The following is a 22886-nucleotide window of genomic DNA, read 5'->3' on the forward strand; positions in this document are numbered from 1 at the left end:
TCACTCTCCTGCCAGACGTGCGCGCAGCGCGGGCTTGTCGATCTTTCCGACGGGGTTCTTGGGCAGCGCCTCCAGCACGTGGATCGCCACGGGGACCTTGATCTTGGTCAGGTTCTCGCGGCAGCGCGCGATGAGGGCCTCGACGTCGATCTCCCCGTCGGGGACCGGCGCCACGAACGCGACCACGACCTCGCCGTACAGCGGGTCCGGGCCGCCGACGACGCTGGCCTCGAGGACCGCTGGGTCGTCGTACAGGACGTTCTCGATCTCCTTGGGGTAGAGGTTCTCCCCACCCCGGATGATCATGTCCTTGATCCGGTCGACGATCCGCAGGTAGCCGTCCTCGTCGAGGATGCCGACGTCGCCGGTGTGCAGCCAGCCGTCGCCGAGCGCCTCGGCGGTGGCCCCGGGGCGGTTCAGGTAGCCGCGCATCACGTTGCCGCCCTTGATGACGACCTCGCCGCGCTCGCCGGGGCCGACGAGGGTGCCGTCCGGCGCCATCGTCGCCACGGTCTGCCCGGGCAGCGCGACCCCCACGGTGCCGGGCTTGCGGACGCCCTCGACCGGGTTGCAGGTCGAGGCGCAGGTGCCCTCGGACAGCCCGTAGCCCTCCACGAGCGGGAAGCCGAAGCGGCGCTCGACGGCCGCGAACAGCTCCGGCGGAGCAGGAGCGGCGCCGCAGATCGCGAACCGCACCGAGCTGGTGTCGGTCGTGATCTGCTCGGGCAGCGCCACCAGGTGGCTGTAGATCGTCGGCACCGCGGAGAAGTACGTCGGACGCAGCTTCTCCACCCAGGTCAGGAACTCGACCGGGTGGAACCGCTGGAGCACCGACAGCTGCGCCCCCACCGACATCGGGGTCAGCCAGCTGACGCAGATCGCGTTCACGTGGAACAGCGGCAGCACCAGCAGGCAGTGGTCCTCGCTCGTCACGGCGATCGCCTCGCCCATGCTGGCGATCATCGCGGCGACGTTGGCGTGGTCGAGCATGACGCCCTTGGGGCGCCCGGTCGAGCCGCTCGTGTAGACGAGCAGAGCCAGGTCGCCGGCCTCCGTGGTGACCGGTGGCAGCGTGCCGGCGGGCGTCGTCGCGAGGTCGTCGACCGCGAGCGTCGTGGCGGCGCCGTACCGGGCGGTGGGATCCTCGGTGACGACCACGACCGCGCCGGAGTCGCCGACCTGGTGCCCCGCCTCGTTCGCGGTGAAGGTCGGGTTGATCGGGGTGGCCGCGGCACCGAGCCGCCACGCGGCCAGGATCGCCACCAGCAGCTCGACCCGGTTCGGCAGCTTGATCGCCACCACCGAGCCGCGGGCCACGCCGCGGGCGGCGAGCTGCTCGGCCACGGCATCGACCCGCCGGTCGAGCTCGCGGTAGGTCAGCTCGGTCTGCTCGTCGCGGACACAGGGGCGGTCGTCATACGTCGCCGGCCGGTGCCAGGGGAGGTGGGTGAGGGTCATCTGCGGCTCCTGCGGGTCGGATCTGTGGTCCGACGGTAGGTCCGGGCGTCGTCGTACTTCTTGGTCCTGCGATACAAGAGAGGGGCCGAGGTTCGTGCCAACCTGGACCTGGGCGCCCACCGACTTGGCTCCGGGCGCCAACGAGGACGAGGAGGCCGGCGGATGTCGAACCCGGACGAGGAGCTGCACGCGATCGCCGTGCTGATCTCCGAGCGCAGCGGAGAGCTGACCCGCGCCATGGTGGACGCCTTCGAGCAGCGGATCGCCGAGCTGCCGCGTGACCCGGCGCTGATGAACCTGCTCGAGGGCAGCTCGAGCTCCAACCTGGAGACCCTCGCGCACCTGCTGCGCGGGCACGTGCCGATCAGCGAGATCCGTGCTCCGTCCGCCGCCGTGGAGTACGCCCGTCGCCTCGCCCAGCGGGGTACGCCGCCCAGCGCGCTCCTGCGTGCCTACCGGCTCGGCCAGCAGCTCGTGCTCGCCTGGGCCAGCGACGAGATCGCGCAGCGGGCGGCCGACCCGGACCTGGCCTACCGCACCGTCCAGCTGCTGACGGCGGTGTCCTTCGACTACGTCGACGCGGTGTCCGAGGGCGTCGTGGCGGCGTACCAGGAGGAGCGCGAGCGCTGGCTCGCGAACCGCTCCGCGGTGCAGCGCGAGCTCGTCGACGCCCTGCTCCGCGGGGACAAGGTCGACCTGGCGGTGGCCGAGGCCGGACTGGGGCACCGGCTGCGCCAGCACCACCTCGGGCTGGTGCTGTGGACCGACGGCGCCGATGCCGGTCTGGCGGACGCCGAACGGCTGGCCGCCGGGCTCGCGCGCCGCCTCGCCGACGCGGGCCAGCCGCTCTTCGTGCCGCGGGACCGCGAGTCGGCGTGGGCGTGGGTCCCGCTCGGCCGTTCGGCGCAGGTCGACCCGGCGGCCGTCGAGGCGGCCGTGGCCGAGTCGGAGGCCTCCGTCCGCGTCGCCCTCGGCGTACCGGCGGCGGGGGAGGAGGGCTTCCGTGCGACGCACGAGGGCGCCGTCGCCGCGCAGTCCGTCGCCCAGCTCGGGACCAGCACCGCCACCGCCTTCTCGTACGCCGATCCGACGATCCGCGCTGCCGCCCTCCTCGCCCGCGACCTGCCCGCCACCCGCCGGATGGTGCATGCCGCGCTGGGTGACCTGGCCGAGGACTCCGAGGCCGCCGAGCGGATGCGCGAGACGCTGCTGGCCTTCCTCGAGGAGCGGGAGAGCTACGTGACCACTGCGGCCCGGCTGCACCTGCACAAGAACACGGTCCGCTACCGGGTCGAGAAGGCCCTCGAGACGCGCGGGCGGCCGCTGGCCGAGGACCGCCTCGACCTCGAGCTCGGGCTGATCGCCTGCAAGTGGTTGGGCTCCGCCGTACTCCCTATCCTGGGTGCGTGAGCTACCCCTTCCTCAAGGGCCACGGCACGCACAACGACTTCGTGCTGCTGCCCGACCCGGACGGCACCGTCCACGGCGACCTCGCCGTGGAGCGGGTGCGCGAGCTCTGCGACCGCCGGGGCGGGATCGGCGGGGACGGCGTGCTCCGCGCGCTCAAGGTGGTCGATCCTGTCGAGACCCAGAACCCCGCCGCCGAGTGGTTCATGGACTACCGCAACGCCGACGGGTCCATCGCCGAGATGTGCGGCAACGGCGTACGCGTCTTCGGCCGCTACCTGGTCGAGGCCGGCCTCGCGGATGGTTCCCGGCCGCTCGCGGTCGCCACCCGCGACGGCATCAAGGTGCTCACCTTCGACGGTGACCAGATCACCGTCGACATGGGCACCCCGAAGGTCCTCGAGGACACCGAGGTCTCGGTCGCCGGCCACACCTGGCCCGCCCGCCACGTCGACATGGGCAACCCGCACGCGGTCGCGTTCGTCGAGACGCTCGACGACGCGGGCGACCTGCTCACCCAGCCGGCGTACGACGCCGCGGTCTACCCGCACGGCGTCAACGTCGAGTTCGTCGTACGCCGCGGCCCCGACCACGTCGCCATGCGGGTCCACGAGCGTGGCTCCGGGGAGACCCAGTCGTGCGGCACCGGCGCCTGCGCGGTGATGGTCGCCGCGGCCCTCCAGGACGAGCCCGGCGGTCGACGCGACACCCCCTACCGGGTCGACCTGCCCGGCGGCACCCTCACCATCACCTGGACCGCCGACGACCGGATCGAGATGACCGGCCCCGCCGTCATCGTGGCCAGCGGCACCACCGACCTCTAGCTGAGTTGGGCCGAGCGCGGCTCCGCCGGCTCGGCCTCAAGGCACAGATCCGCTGAAGACAATGCGTGAGGAGGCGGCCGATCCGGCTCCCGCCGCGCTGCCGGCTAGGGAGCGGTCGGGGCGGCCGGAGCCCGGCGCCGACGCCGCAGCGCCAGCCACAGCGGCAGCCCGATCACCAGCAGCGGGATGCCGAACGGCAGCACCGCGCCGATCCCCGCCGCGACCGCGGTCGCCGAGACCACCAGCGCGTGCCAGCCGCGGTGCAGCCCGCCCACGAAGCCGGTCCGGTGCTTCGCGTGCTTGGCGGTCGCGCCGTGCGTGCGGACCCGGTCCACGGTGACGGTGATCGTCGACATCGTCGTCTGGTCCTTGAGGTAGGCCTGCTTCTGCTCGAGCGCGTTGAGCGATGCCTGGCGCTGCGTCAGCTGGCTCTCCAGAGCGATGACCTGACCGAGGGTGCGGGCCCGGCTCATCAGCTGCTCGATGCGCTGCAGGCTGGCCTTCTGGGCCCGCACCCGCACGCCCACGTCGATCACCTGGGTCGTCACGTCCTGGGTCGAGCTGCTGGCCGACTGCAGCGTGCCGAGACCCTTGATCGCGTTGAACGCCGCGTCGAACCTCCCGCTCGGCACGCGGACGGTCAACGTGTCGCTGCCGATCCTCCCCGCGTCGGCCTGGGTCTGCTCGTCGTCGACGCGCCCGCCGTACTGCGTGGCCGTGCGTCGCACGCCGGCAGCCGCCGCGGCCACGTCGCGGCTGCGCAGCTGCACGTCGCCGGTGTGGATGAGGGACCGCCGGCCGAGGGTCGGGTCCACGGGCGCCCTGCGTGCCACCTGGGCGATGCCGTCGAGCTCGCCGTGCGCGGAGCCCCGCGCGGTGTACGCCGGCGCGCCCGCCACCGCCTTGTCGAGGACCGGCCTCGGCGCGGCCGCGGCCGAGCCCGCGGACTCGTTCGCCTTCGTGGCGTGGGCGCCGCATGCCCCCAGCGCGAGCAGGCCGGCGACCGCGGCGGCCCCCACCGTCATCCTCGATCGCGTCATCAGCTTCATGAGGGAGTGACGCAACACGGGCGGAAGAGGTTCCCCTAGAGTCCGCTGCATGGAACTCACCGGATCCTCTGCCATCGTCACCGGCGGCGCCTCGGGCATCGGCGCGGCCGCCGCCCGCGCGCTCGCCGCCAAGGGCGCGACCGTCGTGGTCGCGGACCTGCAGGCCGACAAGGGCGAAGCCCTGGCCGCCGAGATCAAGGGCGTCTTCGCCCAGGTCGACGTCACCAACACCGAGCAGATCGGCGCCGCGGTCAAGGCTGCCGCCGAGATCGCCCCGCTCCGCGCGGTCGTCAACTCGGCCGGCATCGGCTGGGCCCAGCGCACCATCGGCCGCGACGGTCAGCTCGAGTCGGCCCACTCGCTCGAGGCCTTCACCAAGGTCATCGCGATCAACCTGATCGGCACCTTCGACATGGTCCGCCAGGCCGCGACCGTGATGAGCCAGAACGAGCCCGACGAGGACGGCTGCCGCGGTGCCATCGTCAACCTCGCCAGCGTGGCGGCGTTCGACGGCCAGATCGGCCAGGCGTCGTACTCGGCCTCCAAGGGCGGCGTCGTCGGCATGACCCTCCCGGTCGCGCGCGACCTGTCCGCGGCCGGCATCCGGCTCAACACCGTCGCCCCGGGCCTGATCGACACCCCGATCTACGGCGAGGGCGAGGCGGCCGAGGCGTTCAAGGCCAACCTCGGCCAGAACGTCCTCTTCCCCAAGCGCCTCGGCACCGGCGCGGAGCTGGCCTCGATGGTCGTCGAGTGCCTCACCAACTCCTACATGAACGGCGAGGTCATCCGCGTCGACGGCGGCATCCGGATGCCCCCGAAGTGACTGTCGTTGGTTTCGATACGCCTCCTCGCCTAGCGGCTCGTCGGCTACTCAACCAACGACCTGTCGTTGGTTGAGTAGCCCGAGCGAGGAACGAGCGAGGGCGTATCGAAACCAACAAGATCGAAACCAACGCAGAAGGGCTCCGCACCACTCGGTGCGGAGCCCTTCTGCGTTGCTGGGTGCTACTGACCCGCGACCGCGTCCAGCCACGCCTGCCCGTCGGGCGACCCGACGCCGGTGACGTCGTCGTAGCCGGTCCGGGTGTGGATGGTGAGCATGTCGCCCCGGTCGAACCAGCGGGCGCTGTAGACGTAGCCGTCGGTGGCGTCCAGGCCGTTCACGTAGTCCGCGCGGACCGCACCGGTCTCGGTGGCGTCCGAGGCACCGGTCACGTCGTAGGAGTGCGCGGCGGCGGCGTACAGGCTCGGGTTGGCCAGGCCGAACGCGTGCCCGGCCTTCTGGGCGGCCAGGGCCAGCATGCCGGCGTACAGCGGGGAGGCCAGCGAGGTGCCGCCGATGCGGTACTCGCTGTACTTCTGCGAGCCGTCGGGGAACCGCTGGGTCTCACCGACGAGCATGCCGGTGGTCGGGTCGCCGAGCGCGGAGACGTCCGGCACCGAGCGCATCGGCGCGCCGCCGTAGGTCTGCGAGATGTCGGACGGTACGACGCCGGCCTGGTACGACGGCTGCGCGAACAGCCGCGAGGTGCCGCCACCCGATCCGTACAGGTAGAACGGCGCGTTCCAGGTGCCGTTGGCGTTGAGCGTGCTCTTCGCGGTCTCCCACCCGGTCTCGAAGAGACGGTTGTTGTTCGCGTCGATGCCCATCGAGGTGCCGCCGACGGCGGTCACATACGGGCTCGAGGCCGGCCAGTCCGGCGTCGGCGCGACGGTCGGGTCGCCACCGGTCTCGTCGCCGTCGTCACCGCTGGAGAACAGCAGCGAGATGCCCTCGGCCGCGGCCTGGATCTGGGTGTCCAGGGACGGCTTGATGGTGCCCATCGGCAGCGCCTCGCCGCCGTACCCGTAGGAGTTCGACACGATGTCGGCGAGGTGCTTGTCGACGACGCGGTTCATCAGCGCGTCCATGTCGCGGCCGTTGTTGTTGGCACCGATGTAGACGATGTCCGCACCGGGGGCCATGGTGTGCACGGCCTCGACGTCGAGGGTCTCCTCGCCGGCCCAGCCGGCCGGGTCCATCTTCCGGTTCTGCGGCTTGTTCTGCGAGCCGTTCGTGATGATCTGGGTGAAGTGGCCCTTGATCGAGGGCAGCCCGTGCTTGGCCGAGTAGGTCTCGACGTCGCTGGCGATGTACGGCGACGCGAACGCGTCGATGATGCCGATCTTCACGCCACGGCCGTCGTTGCCGCGGTCGATCGCGTTCTTCATGCCGTAGGCGCCCTGCAGCTGCACACCGGAGTAGCCGCACGGCGAGAAGTTCCCCGGGTCGCTCGGCAGGGCGGTCCCGTCGTTGGTGGGCGTGCCGGCCACCGTCGCCTGCCCCCAGTACGCCGAGCACGGCTTGCCGTTGACGAAGACGTCGGGCGCCGGGGTGATCTGGTTGGCGTGGACGAGCATCTGCGACTCGTCGAGCCCCACGACGCCCTCGACGTCACCCGCGGCGGCCGGGACAGACAGCGGGGTGGCGTTGCTGCGGACGGTCCGACCGTCGACCTTGTACTCGGCGAACGAGGTGCTGAAGGTCGTGGCCGCCTGGGCGGCGGTGCCGGTCGCCTCGACGTACTTGCGGTTCGCGGGGAGGGCGCTCAGCGTGAACCCCTGTGCCTTGAGCCAGGTCTCCACCTGGTTCACGGTGGCGGTCGACGGGCTGAACTTCGCCCGGAACTGCGCCGGGGTCAGGAACTTGCCGTACTGCGCGTTGCCCGGCGTGGAGACCGCCGTGGCGAGGGCGGCGGCCTGGTCGGCGTGCTGCCAGGGCAGGTAGACCCGGAAGGTCACCGACTGGCTTCCCGGTGTGGCGGACACCTTGTGGGCGTTGTTCGCCCAGGACGGGACGCTTCCGGCGAGGGTGTGCCGGGGTGCGGCGTCAGCGCGACCGGGGAGTCCGGCGACGCCGGCGATCGCGCAGGCTGCAGCCACCGAGGTGGCCGCGGCGACTGCTCGGGTACGAGCGCGTGCCATGCGAGTTCCTTTCCGAGAAACCGACGGGAGGGCCCGAGATGGGCCTGGTTTGGGAACCTACCTCCGGTCTCGGCCGGTGGACAGGGCTGTGACCGGAAAGAAATACGGGAAGTCTTCCGGCCCCTCGACGGTTAGGCTGGTGATGCTCATGACGAACCGCGCAGATGACTTCTCCCTCGACTCCGAGCTCGCCGCCACCGAAGGGTGGGAGGGACTCGACGAGACCGACGAGCCCGACGACTTCGAGTCGGGGTACGCCGACGACCCGACTCCCGACACCGCCGACCCCACCACGGGTGCGATGGACCTCGCGGAGCGGCACGAGCTGCGCCGCGTCGCCGGCCTGCGCACCGAGCTCGAGGACATCACCGAGGTCGAGTACCGCCAGCTCCGGCTGGAGCGGGTCGTCCTGGTCGGTGTCTGGACCGAGGGCACCGTGGCCGACCACGAGAACGCCATGGCCGAGCTCGCGCTGCTCGCCGAGACCGCCGGCTCGGAGGTCCTCGACGCGATCTACCAGCGCCGCCAGACGCCCGACCCGGCGACGTACATCGGTCGCGGCAAGGTGGAGGGCCTGCGGGAGATCGTCCAGGCCAGCGGCGCGGACACCGTCATCTGCGACGGCGAGCTCGCGCCCTCCCAGCTGCGCAACCTGGAGGACCGGGTCAAGGTCAAGGTCGTCGACCGGACCGCGCTGATCCTCGACATCTTCGCGCAGCACGCGAAGTCCAAGGAGGGCCAGGCGCAGGTCGAGCTGGCGCAGCTGCAGTACATGAAGCAGCGGCTGCGTGGGTGGGGTGGCAACCTGTCCCGCCAGGCCGGTGGTCGGGTCGGCGCCGACGGCGGCGGCATCGGTGGTCGTGGTCCCGGTGAGACCAAGATCGAGACCGACCGGCGCCGGATCAACGACAAGATCGCCAAGCTGCGTCGCGAGCTCAAGGAGATGAAGGGCACCCGCGACACGAAACGTCAGGAGCGGCGGCGCAACCAGATCCCGAGCGTCGCGATCGCGGGCTACACCAACGCGGGGAAGTCCTCGCTGCTCAACCGGCTGACCGGTGCCGGCGTACTGGTCGAGGACGCGCTGTTCGCCACCCTGGACCCCACCACCCGGCGTACCACCACGCAGGACGGGCGGATCTACACGATGTCCGACACCGTCGGCTTCGTGCGGCACCTCCCGCACCAGCTGGTCGAGGCGTTCCGATCCACGCTCGAGGAGGTCGCCGACGCGGATCTGATCGTGCACGTGGTCGATGGCGCGCACCCCGACCCCGAGGGCCAGCTGTCCGCCGTGCGCGAGGTGCTCTCCGAGATCGGCGCCGCCGAGGTCCCCGAGCTCGTGGTCATCAACAAGATCGACGCCGCGGACCCGCTGGTGGTGCAGCGGCTGCTGCGCACCGAGCCGCACTCCGTCGCCGTCTCCGCGAAGACCGGCGAGGGCATCGAGGCCGCGATCGCCGCTGTCGAGGCGGACCTGCCCCGGCCCGGGGTCGCGTTCGAGGCGCTGGTGCCCTACGCGCGCGGCGACCTGATCGACCGCATCCACCGCGACGGCGAGATCGAGACCCTCGAGCACACCGCCGACGGCACCCGGGTCACCGGGCTCGCGTCGGAGGCGCTCGCGGGCGAGTTGGCGGCGTACGCCGTCTGAGACGAGCCCCCGCCGAACCGTCGGACCCGTCACCTATTGTTCTCGGGTGCCTGATCCCGAGAGTCCCGTCCGTTCGGTGCTCGCGGCCGCGGTGGAGGCGCTCGGCGGTCAGCCGCGCGAGGGCCAGGCGGCGATGGCGGAGGCGGTCGGCACGGCGCTGAAGGGCCACCAGCACCTCCTCGTCCAGGCCGGCACCGGCACCGGAAAGTCGCTGGGCTACCTGGTGCCCAGCCTGCTCCACGACGACCGGGTGGTCGTGGCCACCGCGACGCTCGCGCTGCAGCACCAGCTCGTCGAGCGTGACCTGCCCCGGCTGGTCGAGGCGGTCGGCACGATGCCCGGGGTCGACGCCAGCTTCGCGGTGCTCAAGGGCCGGTCCAACTACGCCTGCCTGCACCGCGTCCGCGAGGGCGCACCCGACGACCAGGGCGAGCTGATCCAGGCCGAGGCCGCGCTGGGCGCCCTGGGCAAGAAGGTCATGGAGCTCCGTGAGTGGGCCGAGGGCGAGTCCGAGTCCGGGGCCAGCGGCGAGCGCGACAACGCCCCGCGCCACACCGACAAGGAGTGGCGCCAGGTCAGCGTGTCCGCCCGTGAGTGCCTCGGCGCGACCCGCTGCCCGTTCGGCGAGGAGTGCTTCGCGGAGCGTGCGAAGGAGAAGGCGCAGAAGTCGCACCTCGTCGTCACCAACCACTCGTTGCTCGCGATCGACGCCATCGAGGGCATCCCCATGCTCCCGGAGTACGACGCCGTCATCGTCGACGAGGCGCACGAGCTCGTCGCCCGGGTGACCCAGGCGTCCACCGCGGAGCTGTGGGCGGCCGAGGTGGACCGGGCCGCGAAGCGCGCCGTCAAGCACGTCGAGGGCGAGGCCGCCCACGACCTGTCCGACGCCGCCGACACGCTGCGCGCGGCCCTGGGCGAGACCGACGCGGGCCGTATCGAGACCCTGCCCGAGGAGCTCGCCGATGCGCTGGCGCTGGTCCGCGACGCCGCGCGCGCCTGCATCTCGGCCTTCCCGCGTGCCGAGGCGGGCAGCGATCCCGACGCCGGGCTGGCCCAGGCGAAGGCCGGCGTGCAGGATGTCTTCGGCATCACCGAGCGCATGGCCGCCGCGTCCGAGGCAGACGTGCTGTGGCTCGCCGAGGGCACCGACCGGATCCCGCCCCGGCTCTGCATCGCGCCCCTGCAGGTGTGGGGCCAGCTGCGCGACAAGCTGCTCGCCGAGAAGACCGCGATCCTCACCTCGGCCACGCTGATGCTCGGCGGCGACTTCACCACCATCGCCACGTCGGTGGGCCTCAAACCGTCCGAGCGGGTGGAGGCCTCCGCCGCCCCCGCCGCTCGCAAGGAAGGCGTCGAACCGTGGGTCGGCCTCGACGTCGGCAGCCCCTTCGACTACCCCAAGCAGGGCATCCTGTACGTCGCCAAGCACCTGCCGCCGCCCGGCCGGGACGGGCTCGGAGCCTCCCAGCTCGACGAGATCGTGGACCTGATCGACAAGGCCGACGGCCGCACCCTCGGCCTGTTCTCGAGCCGGCGGGCCGCCGAGGCCGCCGCCGAGCACGTCCGCACCAAGCTGCCGCACCTGACCACGCTGGCGCAGGGCGACGCGCAGCTGCCCGAGCTGGCCCGGCAGTTCGTCGAGGACCCGCACACCTGCCTGTTCGGCACCCTCGGGCTGTGGCAGGGCCTCGACGTCCCCGGAGACACCTGCCAGCTGGTGATCATCGACCGGATCCCGTTCCCGAGGCCCGACGACCCGCTGATGAGCGCGCGGCAGAAGGCCGCCGACAAGGCGGGTGGCAACGGCTTCATGCAGGTCGCCGCGACGCACTCGGCACTGCTGCTGGCCCAGGGCGCGGGTCGGTTGATCCGCACCCACACCGACCGCGGCGTGGTCGCCGTACTGGATCCACGGCTGGCGACGGCGCGGTACGGCGGGTTCCTCAAGGCCAGCCTGCCGCCGATGTGGTCGACGACCGACCCGACGGTGGCGAGGCAGGCGCTCGCCCGCCTCGCCGCCGCTGCGCGCTAGCTCGAGACCGCGTCCAGGGTGGCCGCCGGGTTGTCGTCCTGCGAGGTGCCCTGGCAGGTGTACATCCAGAAGCCGGTGGTCCGGTTCCAGCACGTGTAGCGGGTGCCGGCGTTGATCAGCGACACCTCGACCCACGCGACGGTCGCCGGGTCGAAGGCCACCGAGCGCGCCGTGGGGCCGGCCGGGACGACGTCACGGGAGTACTTGCCGTCCTTGGTGTGCACCACGATCGCCGCCTCGACGTCGGAGCCGGTGTTCCCGCCGACGGTGAGAGCGAGGTGGGTCGCCCCGTCGCCCGGCAGGAAGCGCCACGTGGCGGCGCTGAGGTGCGGGAGGCTCGGCGCCCAGTGCTTGCTGGAGCCGCCCAGCAGGCTGCCGGGCGCGAGGGTGCTGGAGCCCGCCAGCTTCGACCCGATGTAGGCGTTGCCCTCGTGGTACCAGGCGCCCGGCCGCCGGTTGGCCACCACGAACCGGCCGAGCTCCTTGTCGAGGCTGGTGCCGCGCTCGAGCAGCGTCTTCTTGATCGCCGCGACCGAGTAGCCGCTCTTGCCGACCGACAGCTGCCAGACCCGGCGTACCAGCGTCGGCAGGATGCCCTGCTTGGTGGGGTAGCGCTCGGTCAGCCACCGGAAGAAGATCCAGGTGCCGTACTGGTGCAGGTAGGCGTTGTTGCCGCTGGCGTTGGAGTACGCGTCCAGGCTGACCGACGGCTTGCCCATCGGGCCGTACGGCAGGTAGCCCCGGTTGTCGTTGATCTTCGTGTAGAGCTCGTCCTCGGCCCAGGTCGCCGTGGCCTCCATCATCCAGGAGTCCTCGTCGAAGTCGTAGGCGAACTGCACGGCGTGGAAGTACTCGTGCGCCGCCGTGACCTCCATGTTCTGCTGCGGCGTGTGGTACGGGAACTCGCTGCGGCTGTAGTTGTTGTCGAGCACGCAGTACGCCGAGACGGCGGGGTGGTTCGTCCCGGAGGCGTCGAACGCCAGCTTCGGGTCGTCGGAGGTGCAGTAGCCGTAGAGGCCCTTGGAGCCGATGTTGCCCAGGTAGATGTCGCGCCGCGAGTCGCCGCCCAGGTGACCGTCGCCGCGGGTCGAGCGGTAGCCGGCATTGCGGTAGACGCTGTCGATGTGGGTCAGCTGCTTGAGAGTGAACTCCACCATGTCCGGTACGCCGTTGTGCGCCTTGCCCGGCCAGCGGCCCGACGCGCCGTTGTCCTCGGGGTCCACGCCGTTGGTGTTGTCGCGCCGCGGACCTGAACCCTGCTTGACGTAGTGCACGCAGATGCGCGAGTTGCACAGCTCGTAGCGGGTCGCGCTCGACCGGTAGCAGGCGTAGTCGCCGGGGCAGCTCGAGCCGCTCGCGGTCGGACGGGCGAAGAAGCGCTCGGCCTCACGACGCTGGCTCGGCGGCAGCGCCGCCTTGGTCTCGGCCAGGTTGCGCAGCGCGATGGTGGCGTCGCCGCGGACCGCCGTGGTGGTCGCGGTGAAGATCTTCTGCACCCGGTCCAGCGCGTGCTCGGCGCGGTGCAGCAGGGCCTGTGGACTGGGATCCGTCGCGTGGCTCTGGGTCGGTGCGGCCTGTGCTCCTGGGGAGACCAGGGCCAGCGAGCCGGCGAGCGTGATGGCGAGGAGAAGCCCGAGAACTGTCCTGCTGCTGCGACGCATGGAACCTTCGACTTTCGAGTGACCGGACACGACACGTACCCGACGACCATACGTGGTCATCGGGTGGCCGCCCGAAGTCGCGGTCTCAGGCCTGGTACGCCGTGGCCCGCACGACGTCCGGGGTGCCGTCGTCCTGGCCGCGGGGCGCGTAGCAGCTGTAGAAGACGGTGGAGAGCGTCGGTGGGAAACAGCTGGTGAACCGTCCCGAGGCATTGACGACCTCGATCTCGACGCTCGCGACCTCGGCCGATCCGAAGTGGAGGCTGAGCGTCGCGTCGCCCTTCGGGGAGAGCGTGATCAGGCGCGAGGACGTGCCGCCGTCCTTCCTCGTGATCCAGAGCGTCGCGGCCCCGCCGCGGCCCGTGGGCGGCAGGTCCAGGTGCACGCGGAGGTGCCAGGCGCGGCTCATCCCGGGCTTCGGGCTGAGCCGCAGCACGCGGTAGCTGAGGTGCTTGAGCGTGAAGCGGGTGACGACGTCCTTGGACCCGGGACCCACGTGGGCCGAGGCCCCCACCGGGGCGGTCGGGTAGTGGTTCGCCCGCGCCTCGCTGAAGTATGCCGTCGGGTGGCGGGCCGCGAGGTCGAACCTGCTGACCGCGGTCGTCAGGCTGATCCCGTGCGAGGCGAGCGCCTTCTTCAACCCGTAGATCGACACGTAACCCGGGGCGTTCGGGTTGGCGTCCGTGTTGGCGTCGAGCTTGCGCCAGATCTGCAGCATCAGGAGCGGGAGACCACCGCTCTGCTCGGTGACCAGCCGCTCGGTGAGGAACCGGAAGAAGATCCACGTGCCGTACCAGTGCAGGCCGGTCACGGTCCTGCGTTCCGTGCCGTAGTCGAGGGGCAGATCGGGCCGGGTGATCGGGCTCATCGCCAGGTACTGCACGTTGTCGTTGATGTCGGTGTAGAGCTCGTCCTCCGCCCAGGTGGCGGTGGCCTCCATGATCCAGTGGTCCTGGAAGAAGTTGTAGCTGAACTGCACCGCGTGGAAGAACTCGTGCGCCGCGGTCACCTCGAGGTTCTCCAGCGGCGTGTGGAACGGGTACTCCGCATGGGCGTAGTTGTTGTCGAGCACGCAGTACGCCGATCCGGCGAACTCGGTGTTCAGGGCGGGGTCGTCGCTCGTGCAGAAGCCGTAGAGGCTGTACCGGGAGAGCTCGCCGAGGTAGATGTCGGTCCTGGCGTCGCCGCCGTTGTCGGGGCTCGACAGGTCGCCGAGCGGCATCCGGTAGCCGGCCGCGGCGTACGTCGTCCAGACGTGCTCCATCGTGGCGAGCACCGAGTCGACGTAGTCGGGCGTGGTGTTCGTGTCCGCGTCCGCGGGGTCGACGCCGTTGGTGGTGTCGTTGTGGCCGCCCGGATCGCCGGAGGCCAGGTCGTAGTGCACGCAGAGCGGGAGGGTGGCGCTGCACTCCTCGTGCTGGGTGCCGGTGTAGACGACCGGGAAGTCCGGGTCGTGGTCGGAGGGGCCCGGCCGGGCGAGGATCCGGTCGGCCTGCCGGCGCTCGGCGGGGGAGAGCGTCGGGTACGCCGCCCGCAGGTCGCGCAGCAGCATGGTGGCGTCCTCGTGCTGCTGCGCCTGACGCGACGGGACCCGGGTGCCGTGGAACAGCAGGTCGGCGCGGGAGAGGGCGTCGGTTGCCTGCGCGTGGGTCATCCTCGGCCGCGCGTGGCCGGCGGCGATGGGCGTGGCGTGCGCCGACTCGCCGACGCCGGTGGCACCGAGGCCGGCGAGCGTCGCGGCGAGGACGAGGGAAAGGACGCGCGCCCGGCCGGAGGTGCGGATCACCTGCTGAATCTAGGGGATGCACACCTCCGCCCGGACCCGGCGCGGAGTAAAGATTGGGGCCTTCGTCAGACCTTGCGGAGCACCGCGGTGACCTTGCCCAGGATCGTGGCGTGGGTGCCGTCGATCGGGTCGAAGGCCGGGTTGTGCGGCAGCAGCCAGACCTTGCCGTCCTTGCGCTGGAAGGTCTTCACCGTGGCCTCGCCGTCGATCATGGCGGCGACGATCTCGCCGTTCTCGGCGGTGGCCTGCTGCCGGATGACGACGTAGTCGCCGTTGCAGATGGCGGCGTCGATCATCGACTCACCGCTGACCTCCAGCAGGAAGAGCTGGCCGTCGCCGACGAGCTGGCGGGGCAGCGGGAACACGTCCTCGACCCGCTCCTCGGCGAGGATCGGGCCACCGGCGGCGATGCGGCCGACGAGCGGCACGTTGCTGGGCTCGGGTGCGGCGTCGTTGATCGAGGTCTCGTCGTACGACGTCTCCGCCATGCTCGAGATCGGCTTGCGCTTCATCAGCGTCTCGGGGAGGAACACCTCGATGGCGCGGGGGAGGTGCGGGTCGCGGCGTACGAACCCCTTGGCCTCCAGCTGGCGGAGCTGGTGGGCGACGCTCGAGGTGCTCGTCAGGCCGACGGCCTCGCCGATCTCGCGCATGCTCGGCGGGTAGCCACGCTTGTCGATGGCCTTCTTGATCGTGGTCAGGATCCGCTGCTGGCGCGGGGTGAGGCCCGTGCCGTCGGGCGGACCGTCGGGAAGCTCACTCACGGGGCGAACAGCCTTCTTGGTCATGGATCGAACGTAACGCCGATCACCGTGGATCTCAAACAGGTGTTCGATGCGGCGTGTCGCGACACGCCGTCGAACACGCGTGCGACGAAATGCCGCGGTTGTGTCGAATGCGTGTTCTATGCTCGTCCATGTGTTCGATCGAACGTCTGATCGAAGCCAGGCCGAGAAGTTGTGTCGGCGGCCTCGGTCAGGGTGAGCGGACACGGACCAGCATCCACTTCCCCGGAGGCCACCATGAGCACGATCAGCTTCAGCCCCGCGTACGTCTCCCGCCCGCAGGTGCGGCTCACCCGCCGCGGCCGGCTCGTCGTCTTCGCGCTCAGCCTGCTGGCGGTGCTCGCCGTCGGCCTCGTGGTCGCCTCCGCCTCCGCCGCGGGCAGCCACTCCGGCACGCCCGACGTGCACGTGGTGACGGTCCAGCCCGGCGACACGCTCTGGGACATCGCGAGCGAGGCGGCCTCGGCGACCGGCACGCAGACCGGTGACATGGTGCAGCGCCTCGAGGACCTCAACCCGATCGAGGACGGCATGGTCTACGTCGGCCAGGAGATCCGCGTCCCGAACTCCTGAGGCGCACGCAGTCTCGTCCGTCGCCTCGACCCCGGCGGACGTAGGGGAAGACGAGGGGCCCGATCCGCATCCGGATCGGGCCCCTCGCGCTGTCCACAGGGTGCGTGGTGAGGCTGGTCGGGCGGGTCGGGTTCGGCGTACGTTCAGGGCAATCCGCCTCGGGAGGGTCCATGAAGCACGTCGTCCTCGCTGTCCTGCTGGTGCTGCTGGTCGGGTGCGGGGGAGACCCGCAGCCCCACTTCTCCAGCGCCCCGCCGACCCTCGTCCCGACCACGACAGCGCCCGCGGTGGAGACGCCGCAGGCGTTCCTGCGGCGGTGGGTGCACGCGATGGACACGATGGAGCGAACGGGGAAGCCTGCTCCATGGGAAGCGCTCAACCTCCGCTCCTGCAAGGACTGTGCGACGGTTGCTGCGACAGTGCGCGGTGTCTATGCCGGCGGCTATCACGTGGCCGGATCTCGCTCGCGTGTGAAATCGGTTGTCCACCTGCGCGGCGGGATCTGGCAGGCCCGCGTGTTCAGCCAGCCCACGGATGTCCTCGATCGAAGTGGTCGGAAGAGGGGTGGATATCCCGGCGGGTGGACGACGCTTCAGGTCACGCTGGTGTGCCGAAGTGGAGCGCTTCGTGTGGCGAGTGTCGTGCGACGGCCGTCGTGACTCGCATTTTGCTTACGATCGTCGCGGCCGTCGCAGCGTCGATCGTGTGGTCGGGTTCTGCTGTGGCTCACGGGCCGGCCGGGGCCTGCGGAGCTGGCGCAACGCTGAGTTACGCCTCGATCGGCTGTGGCGGCAACAGGCACGTCGGCGCGGTCTCCGCGACCGTTGTGGCAACCGCCCCGATCTGCTTGCCGGTCGGTGGCCGTTCCTGCGTGCCGACGGCGTGCGTCAGCCCGTCGCACGATCTCGTCGGAGTGCTGGTGACGACCATCGACTCAGCCGGGGCCACCGACACCCACTGTCGCTACCTGACGTCCCGTGGCCCGACCCCGGGCCAGGTCGCCCAGGCGTTCCGGCGTCTCTCCTGGCCCGCCAGCGTGCTGAAGATCCAGCCCGTCAAGGGCCGCACCCTGGTCAACCTGCGCACGAACTTCTACACGACCAACACCGGCCCCACGACGAGGACCGTGACCCTTCTCGGCCACCGCATCACCATCCAGGCCACGCCGAGCTACCGGTGGACGTGGGGCGACGGCGGCCGGGCGAGCGGGACCAGCGCGGGCGCGGCGTACCCGAACCTCCTGGTGACCCACGTCTACCTGCGCAAGGGCGTGGTCAGGCCGCGCCTCGACACCGTCTACGCGGGGCGGTACCGGATCGGCAACGGCCCGTGGCGCTCGATCCCCGGCACGCTCACGGTCGGCGGCGCGCCGCAACGCCTCGAGGTGACGACCGCCCGGCCCGTGCTGGTGAACCCCTACGAGTGCGTCAACGCGCCGCGCGCTTGCCGCCCTTCGGCGCCTCCGGGTCGCGCTTCTGGCGCTGCTCGGGGGCGTGGGTGATCCCCAGTGCCCGTGACACCCGCACCACGAGCATCAGGCCGAGGAACAGGCAGGCGACCGCGCCGAGCGAGGCCAGCACGAGCAGCGCCCAGGCTCCGGACGAGCCGTCCTTGCGGGCGGTGGCGCCGATGTCGATCGCGGCGTACACGAGGTATCCCCAGGCCACGACGCACGCGGTGATGGCCACGGCCAGGCCGAGGAGGGCAGGGCTGAACCGACGCGCTTCCCGAGCGCCCGCACGCTTCCCTCCGGCCACAGGCGACATTGTGACTGATGGGGCGTGACACGCCGTACGCGCGCTGCCCGAAAGCCCTGAAATGATCCCTGACCTGCGCAAACGCGTCGGTACGACGGCACCTGCCGAATCACCCCCACCCGGGTCTTGCCTCGCTGGTGCCACGGGCGTACGGTTACCACTACATCTAGTAGTTACACCGGTGTAGTTCTCCACATCTAGTCCACAAAGGACCCCGTGGAGTTGCACAGGTCACTGCCGGATCTCCACAGCGGAACACCGGTAGTCCACCGGTTCATCCACAGGCTCAGCGCTTCGGAAGGGGGACCATCATGCACTGCCCGTACTGCAAGCACTGCGACACCAAGGTCCTCGACTCCCGGGTCGCCGACGACGGGTCGAGCATCCGCCGGCGCCGGGTCTGCCAGAGCTGTGAGAAGCGGTTCACGACCGTCGAGCAGATGCAGCTGACGGTCCTCAAGCGCAGCGGCACCAACGAGCCGTTCAACCGCGACAAGGCCGTCGCCGGCGTCCGCAAGGCGTGCAAGGGCCGGCCGGTCGACGAGGACGCGCTGGCGCGCCTGGGCCAGGAGGTCGAGCACCAGCTCCGCCTGGCCGGCAGCCCGGAGATCGCCGCCCACGAGGTCGGCCTCGCCATCCTCGCTCCGCTCCGCGCGCTCGACGAGGTCGCCTACCTGCGCTTCGCCAGCGTCTACCGCGGCTACGAGTCGGCCGACGACTTCGAGGCCGAGATCGCCCTGCTCCGCGCCGAGCGCGAGCTCCAGCCGACCACCGGCTGAACCCAGAGAAACAACACAGACCGCCCGGGCAGCCAGTGGGGAAGCTGCCTGCCCGGGCACCCAACCTCGGCGACCGACCGCTGTCGGTCCCACCAGCAACACTGAGAAGTACGCCGAAAACACCGCGCCGTCGCGACCACAAAGGGGAACAGGAAGCACATGACCGAGACCGTGAACAGCCAGGCAGCAGGCACGGGCCTGACGATCGAGCGAGTGTTCAGCACCGCGGGCGTGCACCCCTACGACGAGATCACCTGGGAGCGGCGCGACGTCGTACAGACCAACTGGAAGACCGGTGAGACGGTCTTCGAGCAGCGCGGCGTGGAGTTCCCCGACTTCTGGAGCGTGAACGCCTCCACGATCGTCACGACGAAGTACTTCCGCGGCGCCGTCGGCACACCCGAGCGTGAGTCCGGCCTGAAGCAGCTCATCGACCGCGTCGTCGGCAAGTACGTCGCGGCCGGCCGCGAGCACGGCTACTTCGCGACCGACGCCGACGCCGAGGTCTTCGAGCACGAGCTCACCTGGCTGCTCGCGAACCAGTACTTCTCCTTCAACTCCCCGGTGTGGTTCAACGTCGGCACGACCGCCCCCCAGCAGGTCTCCGCGTGCTTCATCCTCTCGGTCGACGACTCGATGGACTCGATCCTCAACTGGTACAAGGAGGAGGGCTTCATCTTCAAGGGCGGCTCCGGCGCCGGCCTGAACCTCTCCCGCATCCGCTCCTCCAAGGAGCTGCTCTCCTCCGGCGGCACCGCCAGCGGCCCGGTCTCCTTCATGCGCGGTGCCGACGCCTCGGCCGGCACCATCAAGTCGGGCGGCGCCACGCGTCGTGCGGCCAAGATGGTCGTGCTCGACGTCGACCACCCCGACATCGAGGAGTTCGTCGAGACGAAGTGGCGCGAGGAGGACAAGATCCGCGCGCTGCGCGACGCCGGCTTCGACATGGACCTGGGCGGCAAGGACATCACCTCGGTCCAGTACCAGAACGCCAACAACTCGGTCCGCGTCAACGACGAGTTCATGAAGGCGGTCGAGGAGGGCAAGGAGTTCGGCCTGCGCTCGCGGATGGACGGCTCGGTCATCGAGACCGTCGACGCGCGTGCCCTGTTCCGCAAGATCAGCGAGGCCGCGTGGGCCTGCGCCGACCCGGGCCTGCAGTACGACGACACCATCAACGACTGGCACACCAACCCGGAGACGGGCCGGATCACCGCGTCCAACCCGTGCTCGGAGTACATGTCGCTCGACAACTCCTCCTGCAACCTGGCGAGCCTGAACCTGCTCAAGTTCCTCAAGGACGACGACACCTTCGACGCCCCGCTGTTCGCGAAGGCCGTCGAGCTGATCATCACCGCGATGGACATCTCGATCTGCTTCGCCGACTTCCCGACCGAGCCCATCGGCGTCACGACGCGTGACTACCGCCAGCTCGGCATCGGCTACGCCAACCTCGGCGCGCTGCTGATGGCGATGGGCCTCGGCTACGACTCCGACGGCGGTCGCTCGATGGCTGCCACCATCACCTCGCTGATGACCGGGACGTCGTACCGTCGCTCGGCGGAGCTCGCCGCCATCGTCGGTCCGTACGCCGGCTACGCCCGCAACGCCGAGGCGCACAACCGCGTCATGCGCAAGCACCAGTCCGCCAACGACGAGGTGCGTACGCTGCACATCGCCGACGCGCAGGTCCACAAGCTCGCCACCGAGGAGTGGGCCAAGGTCATCGAGCTCGGCAAGACCAACGGCTTCCGCAACGCGCAGGCCTCGGTGCTCGCGCCCACCGGCACCATCGGCTTCATGATGGACTGCGACACCACCGGCATCGAGCCGGACTTCTCGCTGGTCAAGTTCAAGAAGCTGGTCGGCGGCGGCTCGATGCAGATCGTCAACCAGACGATCCCGCGCGCGCTGAAGAAGCTGGGCTACGACGAGGAGAAGGTCGAGGCGATCGTCGCGTACATCGCCGAGCACGGCCACGTCATCGACGCCCCCGGCCTCAAGCCGGAGCACTACGAGGTCTTCGACACCGCGATGGGTGCCCGGGCCCTCAAGCCCATGGGTCACGTCAAGATGATGGCGGCCTGCCAGCCGTTCCTGTCCGGCGCGATCTCGAAGACGGTCAACCTGCCCGAGACCGCCACGGTCGAGGAGATCGAGCAGATCTACATGGAGTCGTGGAAGCTGGGCCTCAAGGCCACGGCGATCTACCGCGACAACTGCAAGGTCGGTCAGCCGCTCGCCGACGGTGGCGGCAAGGCGAAGAAGGACGCCGCGGCTGCGGCCGAGGCCGCCGAGGCCAAGGTCGTGGAGAAGGTCGTGGAGAAGGTCGTCTACGCCCCGACCCGCAAGCGCCTGCCGAAGTCGCGCGTCGCCCGGACCACCTCGTTCTCCGTCGCCGGCGCCGAGGGCTACATGACCTCGGGTGCCCACGACGACGGCGAGCTCGGCGAGATCTTCCTCAAGCTCGGCAAGCAGGGCTCGACCCTGGCCGGTGTCATGGACGCCTTCTCGATCGCGGTCTCGATCGGCCTGCAGTACGGCGTCCCGCTGGAGACCTACGTCTCGAAGTTCACCAACCTGCGCTTCGAGCCCGCCGGCCTCACCGACGACCCGGACGTCCGGATGGCGCAGTCGATCATGGACTACGTCTTCCGCCGCCTGGCCCTCGACTACCTGTCCTTCGAGGACCGCTCGATGCTCGGCATCTACTCGGCCGAGGAGCGCCAGCGCCACCTCGAGACCGGCTCCTACGAGCCCGTCGAGGAGACCGGCAACGCCTCCGAGCTGGTCGAGTCGATCCCGGTCGTCAAGCCGGTCGACGCCGAGACCATCGAGGTCGAGGACGAGGCCGACGAGGACCCGCTCGCCGGTGCCCCCGTCGTCAAGGTCGAGGTCGACACCACCGGTGCCCACACCTCCGCCGAGCTCCTGGAGAAGATCACCGGCCACGCCATCGACTCCCCGCTCTGCATGACCTGCGGCACCAAGATGCGCCCCGCCGGCTCCTGCTACGTGTGCGAGGGTTGCGGCTCGACCTCGGGCTGCAGCTGATCCGATGAGTACGCCGAAGCGGCGGTCGCCCGAGAGGGTGGCCGCCGCTTCGGCGCTGACCGGCGCACTACCTGGTGAAGCCAATCAGCTAGCAAGAAACTCGGAGTAGCGCTCTTCAAGTCTGTGCTTGTCGGGACGCGCAGCCTTCACGCTCGGCAGCTTCACCAACTGCTTGTTGTGCATGTCTTGAAGCCCGTGACGCAGCATCGGCCCGTCGACCTCGTCGAGCAGGTCTTGGCGGAGATGCAACGTCAGATCGGGTCTGATGCCCAGGATCCTCGCGTCGAATGCAGCGTGGTGGATCTTGCACATCGCCATACCATTGGGCACGACCGGATCTCCGTGCGGTCGCCCGTCCGCGATGATGTGAGCCGCATCGAGTAGTTCGACGTGCCCCAGATTGCACACCGTGCATCGGCCGTCGTACGCGAGCAACACCTGCGTGCGGAAGATCCGTTGATGGAGCCGCTGTTTGGTCAGTCGTTCCGCATATTCACGAACGCCCGCGGGGAGTTCAGCGTTCGGCTGGACCAGCCGCTGGGCAGGGTCGACGGCGATCGCGAACTCGAGTCTGGAAGGGTCGTCGCCGACGACCCATACCGGGTAGATCGGCTCGTATACGCCGGAGGCAACACCTACGAACCAGATCAGCGGCAGGTCCAGCTCCTGGGCTCGGCGAAGCGCAACGTTCTCGGGATGCTGTGGATCGGTGCCGCGGTACTTGTACCGCTGGAGACCATCAGGCCCAATGTCATCCGCGTACGGCGGGAGTTGTCCGGGCGGCGTGTAGGTGGTTCGGATTGCCAGGGCAGCTTCGAAACCTGCCGGCTTGCGGATGCCGCGTTGCCGATCCATCAGGGGCACCCGCTCGCCTTCGTATTCGAAGCTAGTGCCGCGTGTCGTAAATAACTAGATGGTTGGTGTTCTGAAATCATGGGGCATGGCCAACCGTCCTGCCCCTGCTCTCGTGCTTCGTGATGGTGATCGGGAGGAGCTCGAGCGCTGGACCCGTTCGGACAGGGTCGGCGCTCGTGCGGCGAAGCGTGCGCGGATCGTTTTGCTGGCTGCCGACGGGGAGGCGAACACGCGGATCGCAG

17 protein-coding genes are annotated in these 22886 nt (G+C 70.2%); 9 read left to right on the forward strand and 8 right to left on the reverse strand.

Annotated elements, in window-relative coordinates; all coding sequences use genetic code 11:
- The gene (locus ACYVAQ_RS13990; protein WP_460790570.1) at nucleotides 1-1458 is read right to left on the reverse strand and encodes a class I adenylate-forming enzyme family protein; all 1458 of its coding nucleotides are present in this window, start codon (nucleotides 1456-1458) and stop codon (nucleotides 1-3) included.
- A 162-nt stretch (nucleotides 1459-1620) separates the two neighbouring features.
- On the opposite strand from ACYVAQ_RS13990, the gene ACYVAQ_RS13995 reads away from it, so the two are divergent.
- Nucleotides 1621-2868, forward strand: coding sequence for a PucR family transcriptional regulator (locus ACYVAQ_RS13995; RefSeq protein WP_460790572.1), 1248 nt, complete (start codon nucleotides 1621-1623; stop codon nucleotides 2866-2868).
- Nucleotides 2865-3689 (forward strand): diaminopimelate epimerase, encoded by an 825-nt coding sequence (dapF, locus tag ACYVAQ_RS14000; protein WP_460790574.1) that lies wholly within the window; start codon nucleotides 2865-2867, stop codon nucleotides 3687-3689. Before ACYVAQ_RS13995 ends, dapF begins: the two co-directional genes overlap by 4 nt.
- A 104-nt stretch (nucleotides 3690-3793) precedes the next feature.
- On the opposite strand, the gene ACYVAQ_RS14005 is transcribed toward dapF, so the two are convergent.
- A complete protein-coding gene (locus tag ACYVAQ_RS14005; RefSeq protein WP_460790577.1) occupies nucleotides 3794-4729 on the reverse strand; it encodes a DUF4349 domain-containing protein in 936 nt (311 codons plus the stop codon).
- A 58-nt stretch (nucleotides 4730-4787) separates the two neighbouring features.
- On the opposite strand from ACYVAQ_RS14005, the gene ACYVAQ_RS14010 reads away from it, so the two are divergent.
- Complete coding sequence (locus tag ACYVAQ_RS14010; protein WP_460790579.1) at nucleotides 4788-5564, forward strand: SDR family NAD(P)-dependent oxidoreductase; 777 nt, start codon at nucleotides 4788-4790, stop codon at nucleotides 5562-5564.
- Nucleotides 5565-5746: 182 nt separating this feature from the next.
- Here ACYVAQ_RS14010 and ACYVAQ_RS14015 read toward each other — a convergent pair whose 3' ends face one another.
- Complete coding sequence (locus ACYVAQ_RS14015) at nucleotides 5747-7705, reverse strand: S53 family peptidase (protein WP_460790581.1); 1959 nt, start codon at nucleotides 7703-7705, stop codon at nucleotides 5747-5749.
- A 148-nt stretch (nucleotides 7706-7853) separates the two neighbouring features.
- On the opposite strand from ACYVAQ_RS14015, the gene hflX reads away from it, so the two are divergent.
- Together hflX and ACYVAQ_RS14025 are read left to right on the forward strand one after the other, a co-directional pair.
- Nucleotides 7854-9359, forward strand: coding sequence for a GTPase HflX (gene hflX, locus ACYVAQ_RS14020; RefSeq protein ID WP_460790583.1), 1506 nt, complete (start codon nucleotides 7854-7856; stop codon nucleotides 9357-9359).
- A 46-nt stretch (nucleotides 9360-9405) separates the two neighbouring features.
- A complete protein-coding gene (locus ACYVAQ_RS14025; RefSeq protein ID WP_460790586.1) occupies nucleotides 9406-11394 on the forward strand; it encodes an ATP-dependent DNA helicase in 1989 nt (662 codons plus the stop codon).
- Here the strand turns inward: ACYVAQ_RS14025 and ACYVAQ_RS14030 are convergent.
- From ACYVAQ_RS14030 to lexA, 3 genes are all read right to left on the reverse strand, one after another.
- The gene (locus tag ACYVAQ_RS14030; RefSeq protein WP_460790588.1) at nucleotides 11391-13055 is read right to left on the reverse strand and encodes an MXAN_6640 family putative metalloprotease; all 1665 of its coding nucleotides are present in this window, start codon (nucleotides 13053-13055) and stop codon (nucleotides 11391-11393) included. The genes ACYVAQ_RS14025 and ACYVAQ_RS14030 overlap by 4 nt on opposite strands.
- Nucleotides 13056-13140: 85 nt before the next feature.
- Nucleotides 13141-14841, reverse strand: a complete 1701-nt coding sequence (locus ACYVAQ_RS14035; RefSeq protein ID WP_460790590.1) for an MXAN_6640 family putative metalloprotease — start codon at nucleotides 14839-14841, stop codon at nucleotides 13141-13143.
- Nucleotides 14842-14906: 65 nt separating this feature from the next.
- Complete coding sequence (gene lexA, locus ACYVAQ_RS14040; protein WP_460790592.1) at nucleotides 14907-15629, reverse strand: transcriptional repressor LexA; 723 nt, start codon at nucleotides 15627-15629, stop codon at nucleotides 14907-14909.
- Nucleotides 15630-15863: 234 nt separating this feature from the next.
- On the opposite strand from lexA, the gene ACYVAQ_RS14045 reads away from it, so the two are divergent.
- Both ACYVAQ_RS14045 and ACYVAQ_RS14050 read left to right on the forward strand, forming a co-directional pair.
- Nucleotides 15864-16199, forward strand: coding sequence for a LysM peptidoglycan-binding domain-containing protein (locus ACYVAQ_RS14045; RefSeq protein WP_460790594.1), 336 nt, complete (start codon nucleotides 15864-15866; stop codon nucleotides 16197-16199).
- Between the two features lie 919 nt (nucleotides 16200-17118).
- On the forward strand, nucleotides 17119-17700 hold the full coding sequence (locus ACYVAQ_RS14050) for a hypothetical protein (RefSeq protein WP_460790596.1): 582 nt from the start codon (nucleotides 17119-17121) through the stop codon (nucleotides 17698-17700).
- Here the strand turns inward: ACYVAQ_RS14050 and ACYVAQ_RS14055 are convergent.
- Nucleotides 17627-17956: a hypothetical protein gene (locus ACYVAQ_RS14055; protein ID WP_460790599.1), complete on the reverse strand. Its 330-nt coding sequence runs from the start codon at nucleotides 17954-17956 to the stop codon at nucleotides 17627-17629. The genes ACYVAQ_RS14050 and ACYVAQ_RS14055 overlap by 74 nt on opposite strands.
- A 311-nt stretch (nucleotides 17957-18267) precedes the next feature.
- On the opposite strand from ACYVAQ_RS14055, the gene nrdR reads away from it, so the two are divergent.
- A complete protein-coding gene (gene nrdR, locus ACYVAQ_RS14060) occupies nucleotides 18268-18735 on the forward strand; it encodes a transcriptional regulator NrdR (RefSeq protein WP_460790601.1) in 468 nt (155 codons plus the stop codon).
- Between the two features lie 159 nt (nucleotides 18736-18894).
- Nucleotides 18895-21789: a vitamin B12-dependent ribonucleotide reductase gene (locus ACYVAQ_RS14065; RefSeq protein WP_460790603.1), complete on the forward strand. Its 2895-nt coding sequence runs from the start codon at nucleotides 18895-18897 to the stop codon at nucleotides 21787-21789.
- A gap of 84 nt (nucleotides 21790-21873) precedes the next feature.
- Here the strand turns inward: ACYVAQ_RS14065 and ACYVAQ_RS14070 are convergent, their stop codons facing one another.
- Nucleotides 21874-22644: an HNH endonuclease gene (locus ACYVAQ_RS14070; protein ID WP_460790611.1), complete on the reverse strand. Its 771-nt coding sequence runs from the start codon at nucleotides 22642-22644 to the stop codon at nucleotides 21874-21876.
- Between the last annotated feature and the right edge of the window lie 242 nt (nucleotides 22645-22886).

The sequence above is a fragment of the Nocardioides maradonensis genome, from assembly GCF_054777115.1.